Source organism: Halobellus sp. LT62 (assembly GCF_037031285.1).
In the GTDB taxonomy this organism is placed as follows: Archaea; Halobacteriota; Halobacteria; order Halobacteriales; family Haloferacaceae; genus Haloquadratum; species Haloquadratum salinisoli.
Genome location: NZ_JAYEZO010000001.1, coordinates 1,629,009 through 1,654,188 on the forward strand (window position 1 = coordinate 1,629,009; position 25,180 = coordinate 1,654,188).

A 25,180-nucleotide genomic window follows, 5' to 3' on the forward strand; every position below is an offset into this window, starting at 1 on the left:
CATAATCAACGACGGTTATGGACGAGTGTCTGCTCGGCTTCGACATCGGGACCACAAACTCGAAGGGGCTCCTGATCGATCCCGATCTCAACGTGATCGAGTCGGCGTCGATCCCGCACGGGGTGTCGACGCCGGAGCCGGGGTGGGTCGAACACGACCCGACCGAGGTCTGGTGGGGTGAGTTCATCGACGTAACCCGGAAACTGCTGACGGAGTCGGAAATCACTCCCGAGCAGATCGCCGGGGTCGGGATCAGCGGGTTGGCACCGAGCGTGTTACCGCTCGACGAGTCGGGCGCTCCGCTTCGGCCCGGAATGCTATACGGCGTCGACACACGCGCCGGGGAAGAGATCAAACTCCTCAACGAGTGGATCGGTGAGGACCGAATCTTCGAGGTGTGCGGCAACTCGCTTTCGTTTCAGTCGGCTGGGGCGAAGATCCTCTGGTTGAAACGCAACGAACCGGAGATTTTCGAGCGGACGGAGACCATCGTCGACGCGGTCGGGTACGTCGTTTCCCAACTCGCCGACGAGCACGTGATGGACAACGCCGTGGCCTCTTTTTTCAGCCCTCTCTACAATCTCAGGGAACTGGAGTGGGATACAGAGATGTTCGAGCTGGCCGGGCTCGACCCCGAACTGCTGCCCGAGACGAAATGGTCGGCGGAGATCGCCGGCGCGGTCACGCCCGACGCCGCCGAACAGACCGGACTCGCGGTCGGGACCCCAGTCGTGACCGGCGCGGTCGACGCGATCGCGTCGCTGCTGAGCGTCGGCGGCGTCGATCCCGGCGACACCGTGTTTATGTACGGGACGACCGGCGTCGTCTACTCCACGTTCGCCGAACCGCGGACGGTTCCCGGATTATGGTCGACGCCGCACAGCGTGGAAGGCAAGTACGCGGTCGGTGGCGGGATGGCGACATCGGGTGCGATCACGGAGTGGTTCGCGGACCGGTTCGCGGGCGACGCGGTGCTCGACGATGGGGTCGGAAAGGCGAAATACGACCACCTCACCGAGGAGGCGGCGAAGATCGATCCCGGCTCGGAGGGACTCGTCGTGCTCCCGTACTTCAGCGGATCCCGAACCCCGCTCAACGACGATCAGGCTCGGGGGACGATCGCCGGGCTGACGCTCTCACACACGAAATACCACGTGTATCGAGCGATCCTCGAAGGAGTGGGGTACGGGTTCAGACACAACCTCGAAATGATGGAGCAGGGCGACGTGTCGATCGGACGGACTTTCGCTATCGGCGGCGGCGCACAGAGCGACCTCTGGCGACAGATCGTCAGCGACATCACGGGGTACGAACAGGAATATGTCAGCAATCCGCTGGGCGCGCCGCTGGGCAGCGCGTATCTCGCAGGGATCGGAAGCGGCGTGTTCGACGGATATGATATGCTCAAAACGTCGACGACGGTGGCGACCACGACGACACCAAATCCCGAGCGGACGGCGACGTACGACGAGTATTACGACGTGTACCGGGATCTGTATCCGGCGATGAAAGGCGAGATGCACCGGCTGGCGTCGCTAAGCAACAAATAACCCAGACCGGACTTCCGGTCGGTGGTAAGTTGAGAACGAGCGGAGCGATCTTCTCGTTTCTATCCAGAAATCACCCGCCTCATTTATTCGTCCGAGTGGATTGACACGGTGGTTGTGGAGCGAGAGCGGACACCCTGCGATCTCATTGTCAGCCCTATCTTGATGATATCGGTTTCGAATACTGTTTCTCAGCTTTAGAAATTCGGTATCAAACGGAGTCGAGCAGCAGTTCCTATTGAGTTCAGAAGACTGACTTACAGCCAGTAGGCGGTGCGATCACGGATCGCGTTGCTGTCGATCGAAAGGCGATCCGAGTCAACGATAAGAGTGCAGGCTGTACGCTGCTGTCGACCCTGAAACCAACAGAACTCTCCGCTCTCGACTCCCTCCGTGTACTAATCCCAATTGCACGAGAAATCCCCATTGAGCTAGCTGAGAAACACGATGTCGAAGATACCGTGTTTCTCGTCGATGATTCTGACGATCCTCACGGAGCACTCCACCGAGAAAACCTCCGTTTTATGTCGAGATCTACGGCGATCGAAGTAGTATTAGAAAACACATTTTATGAGATATAATAACGATCTTCCTCGATTCCAAACCATTTCAGTCACGTCACCCACCGACCGCGGAAACGTGGTTACAAGCCCAAGTTGGCTGGTGGGACCGTGCTTCAGTAGACACAACTCTCGATGTCCCGCGACCGCGCGAGATTCCGTCTCGTGGCCCTCGTTCGCTCCGCTCACGATGACGCCGCTGCAACCCTCCCGTCGCTCGCAAGCGCGAGTTCAGCCGCGTGATGGAGACTTTGACTGTGTGTTCGCCGCCGTCAACGGGGAGAAGAGCCGAACCGCATATGTCGCGAGCGGCTGCTACGACGAACTCCACCGAGCGTCGAATCGGATTCTCGAAGAAGCCCGCGACCACGACTGTACGCACGTCGCGTTTGAGAATCTGACCGACATTCGCAAGCGACTGGCTAGTGCAAAGCGATTCCACATATGGGCATTTCGACGCCTCTACCAGTACACCGAATACAAAGCCGAGATGTTCGGTATCGAGGTCGAGCAGGTGAGTCCTGCGTACACGTCTCAGCGGTGTTCGTCGTGCGGATTTACGCACGAGAACAATCGGCAGTCGAAGCACCAGTTCGTGTGTCAGAAGTGTGAGTACGAACTGAACGCGGACTATAATGCGAGCAAGAACATCGCTCGTAAACTTCTCAAACGTCTCCACTCGGGGCAGACGTCTTCGAGTGGAGGCGCACCCTGTCAGTGTGCGCTGAAGTCAGGGACGCTGAACCTGAACGGCGATTACACCGCCTCCGATTTTGCGTCGGCAGAAGGGGAGTCCACTGACAAGCCCACGACTTCAGTCGTGGGTCACTGACAAAGCGGTTCCCACGGCACGTACCTCGCCGGGTGCCGATGGACGCCACCTGAGTTCGGCGACAGAGCGGCGAGAACCGTACTACTATGTGGGCCCCACTAGGATCCATACACAGTTGATTCGGTGACGAAGCCACTACACGAACTCGCACTGGCGACGCCGACACTCCTCCAGCAGCTCCCGGTAGAGCTGCCTGTTTCTCCCGACGTGTTCGTCGTGCTCGCCGTCGTCGCCGTCGCACTCGCCCTGTTCGTTCTCCAGCCGGTCTCGATCGACACGACTGCCATCGCGTTGATGGTCGCGCTCATCCTCCTCGGTCCGTGGACGGGCGTCTCCCCGGAGGAGGGCGTGTCAGGCTTCTCGAACCCCGCGACGCTCACCGTGTTGGCGATGTTTATCCTCAGCGAGGGCGTTCGACAGACCGGCGTCATCCAGATCCTCACCCAGAAGATGGAGTCGTTCGCGGGCGACAGCGAATTCCGACAGCTCCTCGCGACGGTCGGGCTGTCCGGTCCGTCGGCGGGCTTCGTCAACAACACGCCCATCGTCGCAGTGCTCATCCCCGCCGTCACGAACCTCGCCCGGAAGACTGGGACCTCGCCGTCGAAGCTGCTGATTCCGCTGTCGTTCGCCTCGATGATGGGCGGGACGCTCACCGTCATCGGGACGTCGACAAACCTGCTTGCGAGCGATATCTGGGCGCAGATCGGCCCGACCGGCGAGCCGTTCTCCCTGTTCGAGTTCACACAACTGGGGGCCGTCGTACTGGCCGTCGGTATCGTCTATCTGCTGACCGTTGGGCGATACCTCACGCCCGCCCGGATCACCGCGGAGGGGTCCCCTACAGACCAGTTCGGGATGGCCGACTACCTGACCGACGTCGTCGTGCACGAGGACTCCGATCTCGTCGGATCGCAGGTGCGAGAGCTGCGTCGCGGCGACCTCGACTTGGACGTGTTCCAGATCGTGCGCAACGGCCGCAGCATCGTCCGCGGCCTCCCGAGCGAGCGGATCCGCGCCGGCGACGTCCTCTCGGTGAGAGCGAGCCAAGAGACGCTCGAACAGGTCATCGAGAACGAACACCTCGTCCTCCTTCCGGAACTCCGCGACGCCGCAGCCGACGAGGACGAACCGCTCCCCGAGGGGTTCGCGCCGGAACACCACGCGTGGAACCAGCCACCGGCAGTAGCCGGTGTCAGCCCGACGGCCGATGAGAACGATGAAGAAGCCGAAGGGGACGGAAACGGGAAAGCGGATGATACCGAGGTGGAGACTTCGCTCACGGAGGTTGTGTTACTCCCCGGACCGTGGTCGAACAGGCGAGATGGCGTCGCCGGCTTCGAGCGTGAGTTCGACGCGACAGTCCTCGCGATCCGCCGGGGCAACGAGGTGATCCGCCAGCGCCTCCGAGACGTCGACCTACAGGCCGGAGACGTGTTGCTCGTGCAGACGAGCGCAGACGTCCGAGACCGGCTTCGGGCCGACACCAACGTCGTCGTCTCCAGTGACGAGCGCTGGGAGGAGTTCGATCGGCGGCAGATCCCCATCGCGCTGGGGATCGTCGCCGGCGTCGTCGGACTGGCCGCCCTCGAGTACCTCCCCATTATGGTCAGCGCCCTCGCCGGTGTGGTGGCGATGCTCTTCTCGGGCATCCTCCGCCCTGCGGATGCCTACGAAGCCGTCGACTGGGACGTCATTTTCCTGCTGGCAGGGGTCATCCCCCTGGGCATCGCGTTCGAGGCCTCCGGGACGGCGGACCTGATCGCGACGGGAATCGTCGCCGGGAGCGCCGTGCTCCCTCCAATCGCGATGCTCGCGACGTTCTATCTCGGCACCGCGATCATCACGGAGATGGTGAGCAACAACGCCAGCGTCGTGCTGATGCTTCCCATCGCCGTCGAGGTCGCGGAACAACTCGGCGTCAACGCCTTCGCGTTCGCCCTCGCGGTGACGTTCGCCGCCAGCACACCGCTGCTCAGCCCGGTCGGCTACCAGACGAACCTTATGGTCTACGGGCCTGGCGGCTACAAGTTCACCGATTTCGCGCGCGTCGGTGCACCGCTCCAGCTCATCCTGACCGTTGTCACGACGGCCGGTATCGCGTTCTTTTGGGGGCTGTGACTCGACGGATGTTCGACTTGGACGTGCGCTACAGCTGCGCGTAGCAGCCGCCCCCTACAAGACCCCACACGCCAATACTGGAGTATGGTCGAGTTGATCTCTATTGGTGGGCTGTTGCTCGCCTTCTTCCTCGTCGTGATGAACGGGGTGTTCGTCGCCGCCGAATTCGCGTTCGTGAAAATCCGGCCGACCCGGGTGGCTGCGCTCGTCGACCGCGGGAAACCCGGTGCGGGGCTGGTACAGGACGCAATCGAGAACCTCGACGGCTATCTCGCCGTCAGCCAGCTCGGGATTACGCTCTCCTCACTCGGCCTCGGATGGATCGGTGAACCGGCTGTCGCAGCGCTCATCGAACCGGTTCTCGGGCAACTGCTGCCCGCCGGCGTGATTCATCTCGTTGCGTTCGCGCTGGGATTCGGCTTCATCACGTTCCTCCACGTCGTGTTCGGGGAACTCGCACCCAAGACCTTCGCCATCCAAGAGGCCGAGCGCGTGGCGCTCCTCGTTGCGCCGCTGATGAAATTCTTCTATTACCTGTTCTTGCCCGGCCTCATCGTCTTCAACGGCACCGCCAACTACTTCACCAGCCTCGTCGGCGTCTCGCCGGCGTCCGAGAGCGAGGAAACCCACTCCGAAGAAGAGATCCTGATGATCCTCACGCGCTCGGAGGAGACGGGACACGTCGACCTCGACGAGGTCGAGATGATCGAGAGCGTCTTCGAGCTCGGCGACACGCTCGCCCGCGAGATTATGGTGCCGCGCCCCGACGTCGAAACCGTGTCCGCCTCGATGGCGCTTTCAGACCTTCGCGCGGTCGCCGCCAGCGGAACCTACACTCGCTACATCGTCCTCGACGAAGCCGGGGACAAGCCAGTCGGGTTCGTTCACGCGAAGGACATCCTTCGGGCGAGCGAAAACGAAGTCGATCGCGACTCAGTCACCGCACGTGACCTCGCACGGGACGTTCTGGTAGTCCCGGAGACGCGACGGATCGACGCGATTCTCGCCGAGTTTCAGACGCACGGAGGCGGGCAGATCGCTGTTGTCATCGACGAATGGGGCGTTTTCGAGGGGATCGTAACCATCGAGGACATCCTCGAGGAGATCGTCGGCGACATCAGAGACGAATTCGACACGGCACCGCAGGGCCCCGCTATCGAGCAACGAGACGACGGAACGTACGTCGTCGACGGCGGCGTCCCAGTCCAAGAGGTGAACGAACGTCTCGGCGCTACGTTCGAGGTCGACGGGGTCGAGACGATCGGCGGATTCGTCTTTAGTCAACTCGGACGAGAGCCGGAGATCGGTGACCGAGTCGAACAGCAGGGGTACGTCCTTCGCGTCGATGCCATCGATGACGCACGAATCGAACGGCTGGTGATTCAGCCACCTGAGACGCCTCAGACGGAAACCACTACGAGATGAAGAGTGAGGCGGTGTGGTTCGAGTCAATGGTCCGCAACTCTAGCTGTACGCTGTGACCGGAACGCTCTGTGTTCTGGATTACTCACGAGAGCCCCGCTCTCCTGAATTCCATCGGTCCCGACACAAACGATCTGCTGCATCTGCGGCTGTTTCCGACGACAACGACCGCAGTAACTGAGATCTTGTTTCAGCCACCCTGAGCCGAAACCAGCCGAAAATTGGCTCCAAGCGTTCGCTACTTGGCTCAATGCTCCAAAGTGAACACGACCAGATGTCGAAGCCCACAACTCAAGTACCCGGAGGACGAACCGGGTTTCAATGCCAATCGTCGAAGTCACGCTGCCCGACGAACTCCTCAGCGAGTTCGAACAGCTAGTCGATGAAGAGTTCGTCACCGAAGAGCAGGCCGTCGAGGAGCTCCTCACGATGGGAATCGATGCCTACAACGTCGATATCGTCGACGACAGCGAGCCCGGCGACGACTTTATGCAGGGTGCGGAAAACAACCTCTTCGACACGGCGTCCGATCCCGGCGATCTCGACGACGACCGACTGTGAACCGCCTCGGGGTCAAGTGGTTTGAGAGACCTAGGGTCTCTCGTCATCACGAAACGGCTACGCCGTTTCGGACGACCCCGAGGCACTCGCCTTGTTTATTCCGTAGATCGCACCGAGTCGTCCGAGAGGCCGAAGGCGAGCGAAAGACTTCCCCTCGTCGGCGACGTTTTCACACTCCTCGTTTCGATGCCGTCGGCTGCCGCTACCTGCCTGTGAAACCGGTTTGCGGGTCGGTACGCTAGTCGTCGGCTGGTGTCGGCTGGCGAACGGACCCCGCCCGCCACGTGCCTCGCCGGTACCACGCGAAGGCGATAGTGGCACCGACGACGTTCGAGATGAGGAACGCCGACCAGATACCCTCAGCTCCGATACGCAGTGAGCTGAAATACGCCACCGGGATCCGGATCACTCCTAACATAAAGATCGAGATCGCGGCGGCGGTCAGCGTCTTCCCGGCACCGCGGAAGCTCCCCGAGTAGGCGCGCATCACGCCGATGAATCCGAAACTGGGCGCGACCCACCGGAGGAAGTTGCTTCCCTCTTCGATCACGGCCGGATCGTTCGTGAAGACGGCGATGATGGGCTCTGCGGCGAAGATCGCCACGACGCCGAGCACCGTGAGGACGACGAACATCGTTTTCGCGGCGAAATCGGCGGCCGTTCCGGCACGATCGGGTTTCCCGGCACCGATATTCTGTCCGGTCATCGTTTCGACGCCGCGTGCGACCGCAATCGCGGGCAGGAAGATGACGGAGAAGACGCGGACGCCGATACCGAAGGCGGCGACGACGGTCGTCGGAAACATCCCGACGACGATCAGCAGGAGGTTGACCGAGAGCGCACGTCCGGTCACTTCGACCGACGCGGGGAGGCCGATATCGACGAGCTTTCGGAGGTACCCGAAGTTCGGCCGCATCTGACTCGGGTGGATCATCACCCCGCGGACGCCCTGTAACATCACGACGATCCCGACGACGAACGCCAAGGCGCGCGAGAAGATCGTCGCGATCGCCGCCCCGGCGACTCCCGATCCCGTGTAGCCAGTCGATGCGAAAAGCGATGCTTCCACGCCGCGCAGGCCGAGCATCCCGAAGAGCGGGTTGCCGTCGAACCCGAAGATCAGGATCGGGTCGATCGCGATGTTCAGCACGACGGAGCCCAACATCACGAGCATCGGGGTGACGGTGTCGCCGTAACCGCGCATCAGCGCAATGAACACGAAGAAACCGAACATGAACGGCATCCCCGCGGAGATCACCTGCATATACCCCGCCGCGAGCGGTTGGACGTCCGGCGAAGCCCCGAGAAAACTAATGAACGGGCCGACGGCGAAGTATCCGACTACACCCAGTAGAATCGAGCCCAACGTGGCGAACGCCACGGTCTGAGAGGCCGCGTACTCGGCTTCGCCCTCTTCGCCCGCCCCGGTGTGCTGGGCGACGAGGACGCTCCCGGCGACCGAGAGGCCCATTCCCAGCGAGATGAGCAGGAATACCATCGGAAAGGCGAAACTGATCGCCGCCAGCGCCTCCGTGCTGTACTGGCCGAGCCAGAAGGTATCGGCGAGGTTGTACGCCGTCTGGAGGAGGTTCGTGATGACGATCGGCAAGGAGAGATAGAACAGCGGCCGACCGATGTCTCCGCTCGTCAGATTCAGCTCCTCCGGCCCCTTGAACAGCGAGCCGATACGGTTTCGGAGGCTCATTCAGTCGCGCTCCCGACTCCGGCCGCTTCCGCACCCAGTTCGATGTTGTCGGGCGCGACGTCCCCTGCACAGAGCGTCTCCGCGATGTACTCTTTCAGTGCGTCAGCGGACTCCTCGGGCGGGTGACCGACGCCGACGTGCCTCGTTTGGACGCCGTTGACGAACGTCGTGAGGAACGATGCGACCGCATCGGGATCGACGTCGTCGTCGAATCGCCCCGATTCGATACCCTCCTCGACGATATCTCCGATCGCGTTCGAGAACGACTCGTCGAACCGCTCCAGCCGGTCCCGAAACGCGGAATCGTACGGTGACTGGGCTTTGATCTCCAAGAGTGCGGTCTGAAACGCCTGCTCGTCTTCGCGGTCACTAATGAACGTATCGACCAGCATATAGAGACGTTCCTCGGCCGGATATCCCTCCGTACCGGAAAGCCGATCGGTGAATCGGTCGTAGAGGTGATCGAGATACGCCAACAGCAGGTCGTGCTTCCCGTCGTAGTGATAGTGAATCGAGGCCTTGCACAGATCCACTTCGTCCGCGATGTCCTGCATCGTTACGTCCGCGTACCCGTGCGTGCACAGCGCGTCGTGAGTGGCGTGTAGAATTTCGACCGCCGTGTCCTCAGTCATGTGTGGCGCTCCATTCGTTGTCGAAACTGACTGTCCGGTCAGTCAAAAACTGTTCGATCTCGAAGTGGTAGTCGTCTCAACCCCGGTCCGGTTCGCTGGCTCACTACGGAATGAGAACCGCCCGCGACTGCAGGGCTGAAACGCTACTCGGGCGTTCACTGCGCCCCGACTCACGAACTCGTGGTGATCCACCTCCGGACCGATCGCCCGGCCGGCGCTTCGGCCGGGGATTTATCGCATCCTGTCACAAGGTGTCCGTATGACCGGGAACCTCGTCGGGGCCGACGAAACGCTCTTTCGGATCGTCGAGGCGATGGCGGGGGCGGGTTCGATGGGTGTCACCGAAGTCGCGACTCGCCTCGATCTCACAAAGAGCACAGCGCACAGGCATTTACAGACGCTCGCGGCGCACGGATACGCGGTCAACGACGGGGGCACGTACCGTCTCTCTCACCAGTGGTTCCACCTCGGGACCGCCGTGAAATCCAGCGACCCGTTCTATCTCGCCTCCCGACGCGAACTCGTGGTGCTCGCCGATCGGACGGGGAAGACGGTCTGGGGGGCCGTCGAGGAGATGGGCGAGTTGATGTTCGTCAACGGAGCCGGCGCGCGTCCCACGCACAACCCCGATCTGCTGATCGGCAACTGGTCGTCGATCACGGAAACGGCCGCCGGGAAGGCGATTCTCGCCGCGCTTTCCGAGGAGCGGACCGCCGAGATCGTCGAGAACGCCGGCGGTGAGAAGTCGATCGAAGATATCCGAACCGAGCTCGAGTACGTCAGAACGCGCGGCTACGCCACCAATCTGGGCGAACGAATCTCGGGAATCTACGCGATGGGGATGGCAGTCGTCGTCGACGACAGCGTCTTCGGAGCGATCTCGTTGTCGAGTTCGTCGGACGACCTTATCACGACCGACCGCGAGGCGTCGGTGGCCGCGCTGTCGGAGGCCGTCGAGCGTGTCGAAGAGAACGTGAGCGAACACACCTGAGGACGGGGGTCGCTCATTCAACGCGCCACGCTCGACGGTTGAGCTCTCAAAGGGATTATCGTAACTGTCCATAGATTCTCGCCACGTGGGGTGGCGAGACTTCTATAGTAGCATTTGCAAGTCCTCACTCACTCGATCGCGCGACTGCGTGCGATCAGATGAGAGGTCAGTTGCAAATGCTACTATATGAGGATTTACGAGAATCCCTATCACTCCGCGCGCTCGCCGCCGGAGACGAACTCCTTGATCACCGTTCCCTCGGCGCGGTGGAGTTTCTCGCTCGTTGTCGATTTGGCGAGGCCCACCGCCTCCGCCAGTTCGGTGAGCGTGCTCGTCCGCGGCGTGTCGTAGTAGCCGCGCTCGACCGCCGTTTCGAGAAGCTCGTACTGCTCGTCGGTGAGAAGCGCTTGGGTGCCGATCGATTGCGTGATCCAGACGAGATCGAACGGGATGCCGAACTGTTCGAGGAGCGCGCCGAGCTCCGAGAGCTTCTCGCGGGGTGCGGTCAGTTCGACCGTCACCTCGCCGTCGACGATCGTTATCGGGAGTTCCAACGGGATCCCCGCCTCGCTCAGCGAGCGGATCAACAGCGGTTCGGTGGTCTCGAACTGCACGAGCGCTCGGGTGGCCTGTGCCTCCAAAACTGTGACCGAGGTCACCGTGTCGTAGTCGTCGATCGCGCTCACGATCGGTTCGATGTCCGCGGCGGTCACCTCGACGAGACCGACGCCGGTGTCGCCCGCGGGCATCGCCGCGAGCACCGTGAACTCGGCGTCGGGGTGGTCCGTCGAGAGCGCCGAGACCCACACCTGTTCGGGGAGATCCAAGGAGAGTTTCGCTCGGGGCATCGGTACACGATCGTTATTCGAGCGGAGAAAGTAAAGTACCCGCGAATATGTTCGGTCTATGCGCGCCCATCCGAGAATGGCCGCGTCGTGTTTTCTCTGTCGTCGTCTATGATCCGACTGTCCTATGACTCCGACGGAACCCAACGCGGACGAACGCGGTGCAGCGTCGCCGATCACCCGTCGTGGCGTGCTCCGGGCCCTCGGCGGCGTCGCCGCCACGGGAACGCTCATCGGCGGTGCATCGGTCGGCGCTCGCGCGCAATCGTCCGGAACGGATCTCGATTCGTGGTTCGAGAACACCTCCAACTACGACGGCGTCGTCGATCGAACCGACGGCGACGCGGTGACGGTCGAGGTCGGCGTGGACGCGAACGACGGCGCGTTCGGGTTCGGCCCAGCCGCGATACGCGTCGCTCCGGGAACGACGGTCACGTGGTCGTGGACCGGTGGCGGGGGATCGCACAACGTCGTCGACGTCGAGGGAAACTTCGAATCTGATCTCGTCGACGCCACGGATCACACGTTCGAGCACACGTTCGAGAGCGAGGGCACGTACACCTACTCCTGCGTCCCGCACGAGCAGATGGGAATGAAGGGCGCGGTCGTCGTCGGCGAAGGCGGCGGTGGAAGTGACGGAGGTGGAAGCGGTAGCGCCGGCGGAAACGGTGGCTCGGGCGGAAGCAGTGGCGAGAGTGAAGGCGAGTCTGCGGGCTCTGGAGCGGCGGTTGCGGCTCCCTTCGGCGACTCCGGAACCCGTAACCTCGGCGGCCTCGCGCTCGGTGGCGTTTTCGCGACTGCGCTGGCGTCACCGGGGCTCTTCGGTGCCTTCCTCTGGTTCAAACAGCGCGGCGACGAGTGAGCGCTGCGCACGGCAGACGGCTCGGAACCGCTGGTTCTCGCCCCGGAGGCTACTCCCCGCTCGTCTCGGATCTGACTTCGCCCCACATCTCCGACAGTTGGTCGGCGGCCGAGCGCGACGGCGGGACCACTGTCAGCTCTAGTTCGCCCTTCGAGCGCGTGACGACGACTTCCTCGAAATCGATCGAGTACCGCGCGGCGTCGGCGCGCTTACGCTTCCGGAGTAATCCGGCCTCGGCCATCGCTTCGAGTTTCTGATACGCGGTCGATCGGGGGATGTCGCACGCGTCAGCGATTTCGGCCGCCGTCTTCGCGTGATCGAGCGTGCGGAGGACGTCCCAGCACTGCTCGCTCGCGAGCGAGCCGAACACCGCGTCGAAATCCGGATCGAGTGCGTTAGAGAGCGGATTCGAGGTCATCTCAGATCGTGTTCTCCCCGAACGTCGTCGTTCGGTACGTCGGTTTCTCGTCGCCGTTTGTAAACACTCCGCTCCGGCCCCCGAGTCGCATTGCCGATTCTTCGCTCTCGACGGAGTTCCGATTCGCCCCGAATATGTTCGATCAGATCTGTCGCCGTTGGAACCGCGTTGACCTTATACGGGGCCTACCCGCCGAGGGAGAACTGCAATGGCTACCTACGGTGCACCCGGTTCGACGATGTCTCGTCGCGAGTTCCTCGCAGCGACTGGGAGCGCGGGACTCCTCGGCGCGGCAGGTTGTACGGCACCGACGAACGAGCGGACGCAGGCCGGGGTGGGAGCCGGCGCTACCGCGGCGGCGACACAGGACGAATCGCTTCCGTCGACCAGCCCGCCGGAGGTCGTCGACGTCGACGAACAGGGCGGGTCGGTGACGCTGAAATCTCGCCCCGCGCGCCACACGGCACATCCGTTGGAGACGATGGGCGGCCCGGTCGACATCCCGCAGGTGTGGGCGTTCCAGGCCGACGACGGCGATCCGAGCGTCCCCGGGCCGATCCTCCGGACGACTGAGGGGAACGATATGGAGGTTACCTTGGACAACACGGAGGGAATGCGGCCGCACACGCTGCACTTCCACGGGGTCCGGAAGGCGTGGAAAGACGACGGCGTGCCGACGACGACGGGGATTCGCGTGGATCCCGGCGAGGAGCACACGTACACGATCCCCGCGAACGTGCCCGGCACCCACCTGTATCACTGCCACTACCAGACGCACCGGCACATCGAGATGGGGATGTACGGGATCTTCCGCGTCGATCCCGAGGGGTACGAGCCCGCCGATCGGGAGTACTTTATGACCGTCAAAGACTGGGACTCTCGGCTCCCGCGGCAGATGGCCGGCGAGGACGTGAGCTACGATCCCAGAAATCGCAACCCCGACATCTTCACCGTCAACGGCAAGAGCGCGCCGCGGACGCTGCACCCCGAGGACGGCTCGCCCATCATCGTCAGCGAGGGCGATCAGGTCCGAGTCCACTTCGCGAACAACGGCTATATGAGCCACCCGCTGCACATCCACAACCACCGCTTCAAGCGGGTCGAGAAGGACGGCGGACGGATTCCCGAGGCCGCCCAACACGAGATGGACGTCACGAACGTCGCGCCCGCCGAGCGCCACACGATCGAGTTCACCGCGGACGCGGAGCCCGGGATCTACCTGCTGCACTGCCACAAGGTGAACCACGTGATGAACGGCGGCTTCTACCCCGGCGGGATGCTCGGCGGCGTCGTCTACGAGGCGGCGATGGATACGGACATCTTCGCCCAGCTGATGGAGTACGCCGGTTACGAGGGATAGACGGCTGAGGACCGTCGACGAATGCGACGTCGGCAAACATCCTTCGCCGACGTCGCGATCGGTGCGGGGTCCCACCGCGTCCGATCGGCCGAACATATTCGCCCCCACTGAGCCGCTTCGGGAACGGGCGGGACCGCTCTTTTGTGGGTCGCACCTACGACCCCGTGTATGCAGATACGACGTAAGACAATCGCGAAAGTGATCGCCGTCGTGTTCATTTTCAATCTCGTGGTGATGGGCACGGGGGCGTGGTTCGCGTATCAGGAAGCGCCACCGATCCCCGAAGAGGTCGTCGGCCCCGACGGCGACGTCGTCGTCACCGGCGAGGAGATCCGCGACGGCAAGCGGACCTTCCAACGGAACGGGCTGATGAATCACGGCTCGATCCTCGGTAACGGGGCCTACTACGGCGTCGACTACACCGCCGACGCGCTGGAGTTGAAAGTCCACCATATGCGTGATTACTACGCGCGGGAGCGCTATGGGAGCGCCTACGCCGACCTCAGCTCCGAACGGCAGGCCGCGATCGCCGACGTCGTGAAACAGGACCTCGATCTGTCCTACGAGGGCGGACAGATCGAGTACTCCGCGGCGGCGCTGTACGCCCACGAACAGGTGCGTGAGGAGTACGTCCAGCGGTACCACGAGGGCTCACACGAGCGCGGCGTGGGCGCTGGAACGATCGATTCGGCGTCCGACGCGAGGCAGTTCGCTGACTTCGCGATGTGGACCGCGTGGTTCTCCCACACCGACCGTCCGGACAGCAGCCACTCGTACACCAACGACTGGCCCTACCAGCCCGGCGCGGGTAACGACGCCACGCCCGCGGCGATGACGTGGAGCGTCATCGCGATGGTGTTGCTCGTCGCCGGCGCGGGGGCCGGGATCTGGCTCTACCGATCGGTCCAGCTCCCGGAACCCGAAGCGGCGGGCATCTCAGTTCCCCAACCGGGCGACGTCAGCGTCTTCCCGAGCCAACGCGCCGCGTTGCGATTCGTCCCCGTGGCCGCCGGACTGTTCCTCGCACAGGTCCTCCTCGGCGGCTTACTCGCGCACTTCTACATCGAGCGCGCCGGGTTCTTCGGAATCGAGGAAATCTTTGGGATTCATATCCTCCAACTGCTCCCCTTTGCCATCGCGAAGACGTGGCACATCGACCTCGGGGTCCTCTGGATTGCCGCGACGTGGCTCGGCGCGGGACTGTACCTCCCGCCGCTGCTTACCGGCCACGAGCCGAAGCGCCAGTCGACGTACGTCAACGCCCTGCTGGTCGCGATCGTCGTCGTCGTGGTCGGCGGCCTCGCCGGGATCTGGCTCGGCTCGAACGGGTACTTCGGCGATCAGTTGTGGTGGCTCCTCGGAAACGAGGGCCTCGAGTACCTCGAAGTCGGGAAGATCTGGCAGTTCGGCATCCTCGCCGGATTCGGCATCTGGGCGGTGCTGGCGATTCGGGGTCTGAAGCCGCTTTTGGACCGCGAACCGGTCTACGGGCTCGCACATATGATCCTCTATGCGGGCGGCTCGATCGCGCTGTTGTTCGTCGCCGGGTTCCTCTTTACGCCCTCGACAAACATCGCCGTCACCGAGTTCTGGCGCTGGTGGGTCGTCCACATGTGGGTCGAGGGAGCCTTCGAGTTCTTCATCGTCGCCATCGTCGGGCTCACGCTCGTCTCGATGAACCTCCTCTCGCGACGGAGCGCCGAGAAGGCGGTGATGCTGCAGGCGCTGCTCGTGATGGGGACCGGCGTCATCGGCGTCTCGCATCACTACTGGTGGATTGGAATGCCCGATATGTGGGTGCCGATCGGGAGCGTCTTTTCGACGCTCGAACTCATCCCGCTGGTGTTCATCCTCTACGAGGCGCTCGGCCAGTACAGCGCGATGACGGTCGAGGAGTTCCCCTACCGGCTCCCGTTCCTGTTCATCGTCGCCAGCGGCGTCTGGAACTTCGTCGGCGCTGGCGTCCTCGGCTTCTTCATCAACCTCCCGCTGATCAACTACTACGAGCACGGGACCTACCTCACCGTCGGCCACGCGCACGCCGCGATGTTCGGCGCGTTCGGCTTCCTCGCGCTCGGGATGGTGACGTATATGCTCCAGCTCTCGATCGACCCCGAGCGCTGGGACGGCTCGTGGCTCCGGGCGGCCTTCTGGTGCTGGAACGTCGGACTCGCGCTGATGGTGTTCGTCTCCGTCCTGCCGGTCGGATTCCTCCAACTGGAGGCGGTGTTCACGCAGGGATACGCCGCCGGCAGAAGCCTCGCCTTCTACAACCAACCGCTCGTGCAGAACCTCTTTTGGGCGCGACTCCCGGGTGATACGCTGATCATCGTCGGCACTGCGATCTACGCCGCCGACCTGCTCAGAAAGCGCTTCGTCCTCCGGCGCTCCGAGGACGACCCGTCAGTCGAGGATATGGCCGTCGCGGAGGGCGTCCTGAGCGACGACTGACGAGGGGGCGCTTCGTCTCGTTGGCGGTTCGTTATTGTGGCGGTTCCGACTGATTACCACCTACTCGGTTGATACTGGAGCATATGTGGCCTTCCGAGCGTACGACGGTGCTAACAAAACATCTGTACGACGCAGCCACAGTATGGCACTCATCGATTCGGCGATCGTGTTCGTCGTCAGTCTCCTCGTCGGCGGGCTCGGCATCTACGTCGGCGCACGCCTCATTACGGGCGAAGCCGACTACACGTACGCCATCGTGACCGCGTTACTCGGGGCGATCATCTGGGCGGTCGTCGGGTTCCTGTTCGGCTGGATCCCGCTTCTCGGGCCGCTGCTTGTACTCGTGGCCTACATCGCGGTTATCAATTACCGCTACCCGGGCGGGTGGGTCAAAGCCGTCCTGATCGCGCTGATCGCGTGGATCGCGACAATCGTGGTCCTCTACGTCCTCGCCGTCGTCGGACTCGCGGGCTTCGAGGCTATCGGAATCCCGGGTGCGTGACCCGCATAACATGTTTCCGGAGCGAAGCAGACGAGGCGGCCGACGGAGTGGTCACAGCGGTTCGGGGCCGACAACCGAATAGCGCCTCCACAGGTCTCTCGAGTGGTGAAGACCGCAACCCATTCTGATTCGGGCAGTCAGTAGAGACGTAACAAAACGTTCGGGTCGGAATATGTTCGCTGGGTGTACACGCACGAAATAATTGGCGCGCTGTTATACCCGATTCGGATCCCTTCGTCCAACTGGAGGATGAAGGCAGATGCTCGCTACGACCCGTCGACGGACGCTGAAAGCCCTCGGCCTTGGAGGGGCCGCATCGCTCGCCGGGTGCGTAGCTCCGCACCGACGGCGAACGAATCGCCGGCGACCGACGAAACGGCGGCGGCCGCGTCACAGCGCCCCGTCGACGTCGACAGGATCGCCGCCGACCCGACGGACATCCCCGACCCCATCGAACGCGACTCGCCCGCGGGGGTCGACGTGACGCTCCGCGCCGAGGAGGTCGTCGCCGAGATCGAAGACGGGATCACGTTCACCTATATGACGTACGACGGACGGGTTCCCGGCCCGTTAATCCGCGTCCGACAGGGCGATACGGTGAATCTGACGTTCGAGAACGGTGAGTCGAACTCGCTGCCGCACAACGTTGACTTCCACGCGGCCGCCGGCCCCGGCGGCGGCGCGGCGGCGACGACGACCGCCCCCGGCGAGTCAGCGGAGATCAGATTCAAGGCGACGTACCCGGGGGCGTACATCTACCACTGCGCCGTCCCGAATATGGATATGCACATCAGCGCGGGGATGTTCGGCATCATCCTCGTGGAACCGCCAGAGGGGATGCCCGAGGTCGACCACGAGGTCTACATCGGCCAGCACGAACTCTACACGAACAGGTCGACCGGCGGGGAGGGCCACCACGAGTTCGATACGGATTCGATGCGCAGCGAGGAACCAACGTACGTACTGATGAACGGCGAGAAGTACGCGCTGACGCCCGATCGATACGGCCCCGCGGTGACCGCCGGGACCGACGAGACCGTCCGCGTGTTCTTCGTCGACGGCGGCCCGAACCTCTCCAGTAGCTTCCATCCGATCGGTAGCGTCTGGAAGACGCTGTACCCGGACGGATCGCTCAGCACGGAGCCGCAGACGCACATCCAGACGCGGCTCGTCCCGCCGGGAAGCACGACGGTCGCGACGATGAACTCGCCGGTCCCCGGCGACTTCAAACTCGTCGATCACTCGCTGTCGCGGGTCGCCCGCAAGGGTTGTATGGCGATCGTCCGCGCGGAGGGCGAGAAACGGCCGGAAATATTCGACGCCGACCCGCCGTAAGACGCTCCCCTTTCAATTGATGTACGTTCTGGCGACTTTGCCGAAGTGCGCTTCATTCTTCACATCGTCAGCCGATATGGCAACACTGAAACACGCTATCGGAATACGCTGTGGTCGAGTTCCCGTGTCGAGGCATTGCTAGTCAGTACGTTGGCAGGTCGGAACGGAACGGTAGTGAGTGTGGAGTTACTCAAGCGGAATCTCGACGAGAGACATCTCATCTGTCGCGAGCGCATCCCGCAACGCCTCCTCGAGTTCGTCCCATTCTCCGGGGCGATACCCCTCGATACCGAAGCTCTCGGCGAGCGTCATGAAGTCCGGATTCGTGAGTCCCGTTCCGAACGATTCGCCGCGATGAGCGCGCTGCTTCTCGGATATCAGCCCGTAATCGTCGTCGGTAAAGAGGAGGATCGTGTAGCCACACCCCACCCGCGTCGCGGTCTCGATCTCGGCAGCGTTCATCAGGAACCCGCCGTCGCCGGTCGCTGCTACCACCTCCGCGTCGACCGCGAGATCCGCCGCGATCCCGCCCGGAACCGAGATTCCCATCGACGCCAAGCCGTTCGAGATAATGCACGTGTTGGGTTCGTAGGTGAGGAAGTTCTGTGCGATCTGCATCTTGTGGCTTCCGACGTCGGAAATCAGGACGTCTTCAGCGCCCATGACGTCCCGTAACACTGGCAGTACCGTCCGGACGGTGAACGGATCCTCCCCCGATGGGTCGGCGGCGACGTCGTCGAGGATGTGTTTTCGTAAATCGCTGTACCACGTCTCGTCGAACTGCGTCTCGCTTTCGCCCATCCGTTCCGTGAGGTTCCCGAGTGCTGCCGAAAGATCGCAGATGAGTTCGAGGTTCGGGTTGTACGCATCGTACACCTCTGCCGGTTCACTGTCGATGTGCACGATAACGGTGTCCGTGCCTTTGTTCCAGCCGGCTGGATCGTGTTCGGCGATGTCGTAGCCGACGGTGAGGATGAGGTCGGCCATTTCGATCGCGTCCGAGGCCTCCTGATGGTCGCCGGAATCGAGAGTCAACAACGACTGTGGCGAGCGGTCCGAGACCGTTCCCTTTCCCATATACGTGGAAGCGACGGGGATGCCAGTCGTCTCAACGAACTCGCGGAGCCGTGCCGCGGCGTCCGTCCGTACCGCTCCGTTCCCCGCGATAATCAGCGGCCGGTCGGCTTCTTCGAGGAATGCATGGGTTCGTTGAAGCAGTTCCGAGTCCGGCGATGCGAGCCGGACACGCTCACGAGGATCCATTGGGGTGGTGTCAGTCTCCGAGCCGGCGACGTCCTCGGGGAATTCGAGATGGGTCGCGCCGGGTTTCTCGTATTCGGCGACCTTGAACGCCTTCCGGATGGATTCGCTGATGATGTCGGGATCGTTGAGCTGCGTGTTCCACTTCGTGATCGGGCCGAACATACCGACGATGTCGAGTGCTTGGTGGCTCTCCTTGTGCAGACGCTCCAATCCACCCTGTCCCGTGATCGCGACGAGAGGAGCTTTATCCAAGTTCGCGTCCGCGACGCCTGTCACGAGATTCGTCGCACCGGGGCCGAGCGTCCCGAGACAGACGCCCGCGTCGCCAGTGAGTCGCCCGTGAACGTTGGCCATAAACGCTGCTCCCTGCTCGTGTCGGACCGGAACGAACGTGATTTTGGAGTCCCGAAGCGAGAAGAGCAGATCCTCGGTCTCTTCTCCAGGAACACCGAACACGTACTCGACGCCTTCGCCCTCGAGACAGCGCACGAGCAGATCCGATGCGTTCATTCGGTCGGCACCTCGTCTTCGTCACTCTGTTTTGGCTGCTGGAGCCAGACTGTCTTTCGATTGACGAACTCCTTGATACCGGCTTCGGAGAGTTCACGGCCGTAGCCGGATTCCTTCACACCGCCGAACGGGACCCGCGGATCGGACTTCACCAGTTCGTTGATGTATGTGCAGCCAGCGTCGATACGGCTGGCTACCCGCTCGCCGCGCTCGAGATCGTCCGTCCAGATGCTTGCTCCGAGACCGAACGCCGTGTCGTTCGCTTTCTCGATAGCTGCCTCCTCGTCGGGAACTCGGTAGACGGCTGCCACGGGGCCGAACACCTCCTCGGCGTCGACGGGACATCCCTCTGGAACGTCTACGAGCACCGTTGGCGGATAGTACGCCCCGTCGCGGTCGAGTGGCTCACCGCCCGTGAGCACCGTCGCGCCGGCGTCGACGCTCTCAGTCACCTGTTCGTGAACCCCTTCCATAAGGTCCTGTCGCGCCTGCGGTCCGACGTCCGTGTCGTGGTCCGTCGGGTCGCCAACGGTGAACGACTCGACTTCCCCGACGAACCGCTCGATGAACGACTCGTAGACGGCGTCGTGGACGACGAATCGCTTGGCAGCGATACACGATTGGCCGCCGTTCAGGTTCCGCGCCCAAGCGGCGGTCGTCGCGGCAGTTCCGACGTCCGCGTCGTCGAGGACGACGTACGGGTCACTCCCGCCGAGTTCGAGGACGGTCTTCTTGAGATTCTCGCCGGCCGTGCCGGCGATCGCTCGCCCCGCCGAGCTGCTCCCAGTCAGTGTCGCCGCTTTGATGCGTGGATCCGAGAGGACCGCGTCGACGCGATCCGACGGGATCAGCAGTGTCTGGAACGCACCGTCGGGAAACCCGGCGTCGCGGAACACGTCTTCGATAGCGAGTGCGCACCCCGGCACGTTCGAGGCGTGTTTGAGAAGCCCGACGTTCCCCGCAGCTACGTAGGGGGCCGCGAATCGAAACACCTGCCAGAACGGGAAGTTCCACGGCATAACTGCGAGTACGGGCCCGAGCGGTTCGTGGACCGTCTTCACGGTCGAGCCCGGCGGACTCGGATGCTGTTCGGCCTGTAGATAGCGTCCCGCGTGCTCAGCGTAGTGATCACAGACCCACGCACACTTCTCGATTTCGGCCTCGGCCTGAGCGATGGGTTTGCCCATCTCGCGGGTCATCAGTTCCGCGTACTCGGCCGTCCGGTCACGAAGCAACGTAGCCACCTCCGCGAGTTTCGTTTCCCGTTCCGCCACGGACCAGTCTCGGAACACCTCGAACGTCGATTCGGCCCTTGAAAGCCGGTCTTTGACCTCCCTGTCGTCGTGTTCGTCGTATGTTTCCACCGTCTCGCCGGTTGCGGGATTGGTTCTTTCCATTAGTGTGTCAGCTCTGTGTTGCTGTTTTTTGAGTGGCTATCGGGTGACAGTCTCCGTCACCCTTCGACGCGGCACATCCCATCCACAGATCGGGACAGGCGAGTCTCACTACGTTCTGGGCCGTCCGTCGCCACCTCGATCTCTCGGCGCTCCGCAAACCCGTCAGTGTCTGTTACAACTCCTCATACTACGTCACGAACTCACTTGAATACCGGCGCTACTCCCCGGGGCAGTGTTCAGATGCAACACCGCGTGGCCGAGCGTCCGTAATCGCGGAAAAAACGCTTTTAGACGGGGCTCTCAAACCATACAGAGACTCATCGATGCGCGCGTTGTGCGCCCAGTCGATGGGTCGGAACTCGCGGCGCTGGATCAGTGATCTATCGGCTTCCTCACGTAACTTGCCGCGCAATCACGCCACAATATCGAGCCAAAGGTACTTTTGTTCAAGAAACCGAGGTGTACTATGGTCCCGCTGGAGATGGGTTGGCGGCAGCTGTTGTTCGAGAACTGGCCGGTCGATCCGGACCTGCTGGACGCGCATCTCCCGCCCGCGCTGGAACCCGACGAGTTCGACGGCTCGGCGTGGCTGTCGGTGGTTCCGTTCACGAACGTCGCCGTCAGACCGAACGGGGGATCCTGAGATGTCCGGAACCGATCCCGGCGTCGACCGCGACGGAGACGGCGATGACGGCGACAGCGGCAATGATGGCGACGCCGGCAACGACGGCGACGACGGAGCGCCGGGGCAGATATCCGAGGTTCCCGAAGGACCCGTGATCCTCTTCGACGGCGTCTGCAACCTCTGTAACGGCGTCGTGAGCTTTCTGATTCCTCGCGACCCCGAGGGTCGGCTCCGGTTCGCACCGCTGCAGTCGGAAGCCGGCCGCGCGCTGCTCGCCCGCCACGACCTCCCCGCCGAGGATCTCGAAACCGTCGTGCTCGTCGAGGGTGATCGGGCGCACACGAAATCCGACGCCGCGATCCGCGTCGCGGAGCTACTCGGGTGGCCGTATCGACTTCTCGCGTTGGGGTGGGTCGTCCCCCGCGGCGTTCGCGACGGAATGTACGGTTTCGTCGCCGAGAACCGCTACGAGTGGTTCGGCCGGAAAGAGCAGTGTATGGTCCCCGACGAGGACGTCAGCGACAGGTTCCTCGGTTAATCGTCGACGCGTCTGGCGGGGGCGAGAAGAACTGTACTGGGCATTCTCGCGATCGGTGAGATCTCGCGCTCGCCCTCGAAGCGGGCGACGTCACCCGCTCGCAGCGAGTGCGTCTCGTCGTCGATGTCGAGGTCGACCGCGCCGTCGACAAGGTAGAACACGATGTCCCGACCGGAATGTCTGTGTGGTTCGATCCGCTCGTCGGCGTCGAGCGAGAGCCGGACGGTCTTCGGATCTTCATTCGAAAAGACGGCGGCGTGCGGTTCGGCTTCGAGCGCGGGGAGGGTTTCGACGGTCGCCATAGTCGGACCGAGGGCGGCCAGCGGCCCATTCTCCCCTGTCCACCAAATAAAGGTTCGAAGTTCCCGCGGGATTCCCGCCAAGTAGTGTCGAACACCGACTCTGAGCGCCAGAGACACTCAGTCTGCGGCCTGAGCGTCAGTAGGTGGTGCTACTCCTGGGAGGTTTGGGAGCGACAGATCGACGCGCCGGAGCAGTTGTGCGTTGATTGCGACGATCACCGTACTCAGCGACATCAGCAGCGCACCCACAGCGGGCGACAGCAGAATCCCGATCGGAGCGAGGACGCCCGCTGCCAACGGAATCGCGAAGACGTTGTAGCCGGCGGCCCAGACGATGTTCTCCTGCATTTTCCGGTAGCTCGCCTTGCTTAGCTTGACGAGGCGGACGACGTCTATGGGGTTGTTCTGCACGAGGATGACGTCTGCGGACTGGACGGCAACGTCGGTTCCGCTTCCAATGGCGATCCCCACGTCGGCTCGCGTGAGTGCAGGTGCATCGTTCACGCCGTCGCCGACCATCCCCACGAGCTTCCCCTGATCTTGGAGTTCCTGAACTTTCACGTCCTTGTCCTCCGGGAGGACCTCCGCGAACACCGTGTCGATGCCGAGTTCGTCGGCAACGGCGTTTGCGACGTCTTGGGAGTCACCGGTCAGCATCGCTACCTCTATGCCGAGGTCGTGGAGGGCGTCGACAACGCGGTAACTCTCCTCGCGGATTACGTCGGCCATAGCGAAAGCGGCAATCAACTCTCCCTCGCGGACGAGATACACGACTGTCTGTGCGTTCTGGCCGGCCTCGTCAGCAAAGTGTTCGAGGTGAGAAGGAACGTCGCTATCGAGCTGGGTCAGCAGATTTGGCCCGCCGACGTGCACCTCTTCCCCGTCGACGTTTGCTCGGACCCCCCTTCCCTTGATCGCCTCGAAATCGAGCGCGTCAGGGACGCTGATATTTCGATCGGCAGCAGCCTCGCGGACGGCACGCGCAATCATGTGCTCTGAATCGCTTTCGACAGCTGCCGCCAGTGCCAGCGCGTCGTCTTCGTCTACGCTGTCGACGGTCGTCATATCGACGACGCCCTGTTCGCCTTCGGTGAGCGTTCCCGTCTTGTCGAAGATGATAGTGTCAAGCTTCCGTGCCTCCTCCATCGCGATCCGGTCGCGGACCAGCATCCCGTTGCGAGCTGCCAGCGACGTGTTGATCGCGACTACCAGCGGAATAGCGAGCCCGAGGGCGTGCGGGCAGGCGATGACGAGCACCGTGACGACACGCTCGATGACCGTCGCTTCGAACGTCGTGGCGACAGTCCAAGCGACCGCAGTCACGGCGGCGGCTCCGACGGCGACGTAGAACAACCAGCCAGCCGCTCGGTCGGCAAGGACCTGCGTTCGGGATTTGCTTTGCTGGGCCTCCTCGACGAGGCGCATAATGCCGGCGAGGGTCGTTTCCCCACCCGTCGCACCGACTCGAACCCGAAGGCTCCCGTCGCCGTTGATCGTCCCGGCGATAACTTCGTCGCCGGATTCCTTCGAAACCGGCTTCGATTCACCCGTGATCATCGATTCATTGACGTCCGAGTCCCCGTCCTCGACGACGCCGTCGGCGGGCACGCTCGCACCCGGCCGGACGAGCACGAGATCGCCTTCCGCGAGTTCGTTCACTGGGACTTCCTCGGTATCGCCAGCGTCGGTAATGCGTTCGGCTGTGTCGGGCATCAGCTTCGCCAGTTCGTCCAAGGCACTGGAGGCCCGTCGCACTGACCGCATTTCGATCCAGTGGCCCAGCAGCATAACGTCGATCAGCGTCACGAGCTCCCAGAAGAACGCCGACTCCGTCGGGAAGAACACGCTCGCGAGGCTGTAGATGAACGCGACCGTGATCGCCATCGAGATGAGCGTCATCATCCCCGGCGCACGGTCTTTCAGCTCCGGCACCGCCATCCGGAGGAACGGAATTCCACCATATGCGAAGACGACTACCGCGAAGACGGGATTGATCCATTCGCTACCCGGGAACGCCGGGACGGAGAATCCGAGCCACCCCTGAAGCGTTTCGCTGTAGAGAAGAACGGGAATCGACAGGAGCGTCGAGACGAAGAACCGTCGGCGGAACATCTGCTCGTGGCCCTCGTGCATCCCGCCGTGTCCCTCCTCTTCGCGGAGCTGCTGCGGACCTGCCTCGTCTTCGAGTAGCGCTCGTTCCGACTCCGGCTCACTGTGAGAGACATTATGCTTACCTTGACCCTCTCTATGACGATGACGGTCCGAGTCGGTACTCGAATTGTTTGACTGATCGTCCATTATCGACCACTTGCATCTGTATACGCTTCAACAGGAGGGTCGATCTAACGGTACTGTTTAGTTAGGAGTGAAACCAGCGTGAACGGTACAGAGAAGACTGTGG

Annotated in this window: 17 protein-coding genes and 5 pseudogenes; 13 read left to right on the forward strand and 9 right to left on the reverse strand. The window is 62.7% G+C overall.

The features are described 5' to 3' along the window. Positions 1-17 precede the first annotated feature (17 nt). The 5 genes and pseudogenes from U5919_RS07975 (at position 18) to U5919_RS07995 (ending at position 7,043) form a co-directional block, all read left to right on the forward strand. Positions 18-1,550: an FGGY-family carbohydrate kinase gene (locus U5919_RS07975; protein ID WP_336023372.1), complete on the forward strand. Its 1,533-nt coding sequence runs from the start codon at positions 18-20 to the stop codon at positions 1,548-1,550. 876 nt (positions 1,551-2,426) lie between these two features. Further along, positions 2,427-2,939 (forward strand): annotated as a pseudogene (locus U5919_RS07980) (RNA-guided endonuclease InsQ/TnpB family protein); the annotation flags it as partial. 189 nt (positions 2,940-3,128) lie between these two features. Beyond that, a complete protein-coding gene (locus U5919_RS07985; RefSeq protein ID WP_425604211.1) occupies positions 3,129-5,060 on the forward strand; it encodes an SLC13 family permease in 1,932 nt (643 codons plus the stop codon). An 84-nt stretch (positions 5,061-5,144) separates the two neighbouring features. Further along, positions 5,145-6,485, forward strand: coding sequence for a hemolysin family protein (locus tag U5919_RS07990; protein ID WP_336023377.1), 1,341 nt, complete (start codon positions 5,145-5,147; stop codon positions 6,483-6,485). 318 nt (positions 6,486-6,803) lie between these two features. After that, positions 6,804-7,043 (forward strand): DUF7120 family protein, encoded by a 240-nt coding sequence (locus U5919_RS07995; protein WP_336023379.1) that lies wholly within the window; start codon positions 6,804-6,806, stop codon positions 7,041-7,043. 238 nt (positions 7,044-7,281) lie between these two features. Here the strand turns inward: U5919_RS07995 and U5919_RS08000 are convergent, their stop codons facing one another. Then, positions 7,282-8,748: an MATE family efflux transporter gene (locus U5919_RS08000; protein WP_336023381.1), complete on the reverse strand. Its 1,467-nt coding sequence runs from the start codon at positions 8,746-8,748 to the stop codon at positions 7,282-7,284. After that, complete coding sequence (locus U5919_RS08005; RefSeq protein WP_336023383.1) at positions 8,745-9,380, reverse strand: TetR/AcrR family transcriptional regulator; 636 nt, start codon at positions 9,378-9,380, stop codon at positions 8,745-8,747. Before U5919_RS08005 ends, U5919_RS08000 begins: the two co-directional genes overlap by 4 nt. Before the next feature lie 259 nt (positions 9,381-9,639). Here U5919_RS08005 and U5919_RS08010 point away from each other — a divergent pair, with 259 nt between their 5' ends. Beyond that, positions 9,640-10,371 carry an IclR family transcriptional regulator gene (locus U5919_RS08010; protein ID WP_336023385.1) on the forward strand — a complete coding sequence of 244 codons (732 nt, stop codon included), beginning with the start codon at positions 9,640-9,642 and terminating at the stop codon, positions 10,369-10,371. A gap of 209 nt (positions 10,372-10,580) precedes the next feature. On the opposite strand, the gene U5919_RS08015 is transcribed toward U5919_RS08010, so the two are convergent. Then, complete coding sequence (locus U5919_RS08015; RefSeq protein WP_336023387.1) at positions 10,581-11,219, reverse strand: helix-turn-helix domain-containing protein; 639 nt, start codon at positions 11,217-11,219, stop codon at positions 10,581-10,583. Between the two features lie 280 nt (positions 11,220-11,499). On the opposite strand from U5919_RS08015, the pseudogene U5919_RS08020 reads away from it, so the two are divergent. Further along, a pseudogene (locus U5919_RS08020) lies at positions 11,500-12,078 on the forward strand (halocyanin domain-containing protein); the annotation flags it as partial. Between the two features lie 49 nt (positions 12,079-12,127). Here the strand turns inward: U5919_RS08020 and U5919_RS08025 are convergent. Continuing rightward, positions 12,128-12,496 (reverse strand): DUF7342 family protein, encoded by a 369-nt coding sequence (locus tag U5919_RS08025; protein ID WP_336023392.1) that lies wholly within the window; start codon positions 12,494-12,496, stop codon positions 12,128-12,130. A gap of 208 nt (positions 12,497-12,704) precedes the next feature. Here U5919_RS08025 and U5919_RS08030 point away from each other — a divergent pair, with 208 nt between their 5' ends. From U5919_RS08030 to nirK, 4 genes and pseudogenes are all read left to right on the forward strand, one after another. Continuing rightward, complete coding sequence (locus U5919_RS08030) at positions 12,705-13,856, forward strand: multicopper oxidase domain-containing protein (protein WP_336023394.1); 1,152 nt, start codon at positions 12,705-12,707, stop codon at positions 13,854-13,856. Positions 13,857-14,024: 168 nt separating this feature from the next. Continuing rightward, positions 14,025-16,307, forward strand: a complete 2,283-nt coding sequence (locus U5919_RS08035) for a nitric-oxide reductase large subunit (RefSeq protein WP_336023396.1) — start codon at positions 14,025-14,027, stop codon at positions 16,305-16,307. A 142-nt stretch (positions 16,308-16,449) separates the two neighbouring features. Continuing rightward, positions 16,450-16,809: a hypothetical protein gene (locus U5919_RS08040; protein ID WP_336023398.1), complete on the forward strand. Its 360-nt coding sequence runs from the start codon at positions 16,450-16,452 to the stop codon at positions 16,807-16,809. Positions 16,810-17,068: 259 nt separating this feature from the next. Next, a pseudogene (nirK, locus tag U5919_RS08045) lies at positions 17,069-18,144 on the forward strand (copper-containing nitrite reductase). Positions 18,145-18,330: 186 nt separating this feature from the next. On the opposite strand, the gene U5919_RS08050 reads toward nirK, so the two are convergent. The 3 genes and pseudogenes from U5919_RS08050 to U5919_RS08060 all read right to left on the reverse strand — a co-directional run. Further along, on the reverse strand, positions 18,331-19,917 hold the full coding sequence (locus U5919_RS08050) for an acetolactate synthase large subunit (protein ID WP_336023400.1): 1,587 nt from the start codon (positions 19,915-19,917) through the stop codon (positions 18,331-18,333). Next, positions 19,914-21,314 carry an NAD-dependent succinate-semialdehyde dehydrogenase gene (locus U5919_RS08055; protein WP_336023402.1) on the reverse strand — a complete coding sequence of 467 codons (1,401 nt, stop codon included), beginning with the start codon at positions 21,312-21,314 and terminating at the stop codon, positions 19,914-19,916. The genes U5919_RS08050 and U5919_RS08055 overlap by 4 nt, the downstream gene beginning before the upstream one ends. Before the next feature lie 246 nt (positions 21,315-21,560). Continuing rightward, positions 21,561-21,726: pseudogene (locus U5919_RS08060) on the reverse strand (IS5/IS1182 family transposase); the annotation flags it as partial. 69 nt (positions 21,727-21,795) lie between these two features. On the opposite strand from U5919_RS08060, the pseudogene U5919_RS08065 reads away from it, so the two are divergent. Beyond that, positions 21,796-21,948: pseudogene (locus U5919_RS08065) on the forward strand (DUF2071 domain-containing protein); the annotation flags it as partial. A gap of 10 nt (positions 21,949-21,958) precedes the next feature. Beyond that, positions 21,959-22,477, forward strand: a complete 519-nt coding sequence (locus U5919_RS08070) for a thiol-disulfide oxidoreductase DCC family protein (RefSeq protein ID WP_336023405.1) — start codon at positions 21,959-21,961, stop codon at positions 22,475-22,477. On the opposite strand, the gene U5919_RS08075 is transcribed toward U5919_RS08070, so the two are convergent. Further along, positions 22,474-22,779: a cupin domain-containing protein gene (locus U5919_RS08075; RefSeq protein ID WP_336023407.1), complete on the reverse strand. Its 306-nt coding sequence runs from the start codon at positions 22,777-22,779 to the stop codon at positions 22,474-22,476. The genes U5919_RS08070 and U5919_RS08075 overlap by 4 nt on opposite strands. Before the next feature lie 117 nt (positions 22,780-22,896). Then, complete coding sequence (locus tag U5919_RS08080) at positions 22,897-24,912, reverse strand: copper-translocating P-type ATPase (protein WP_336023886.1); 2,016 nt, start codon at positions 24,910-24,912, stop codon at positions 22,897-22,899. Between the last annotated feature and the right edge of the window lie 268 nt (positions 24,913-25,180).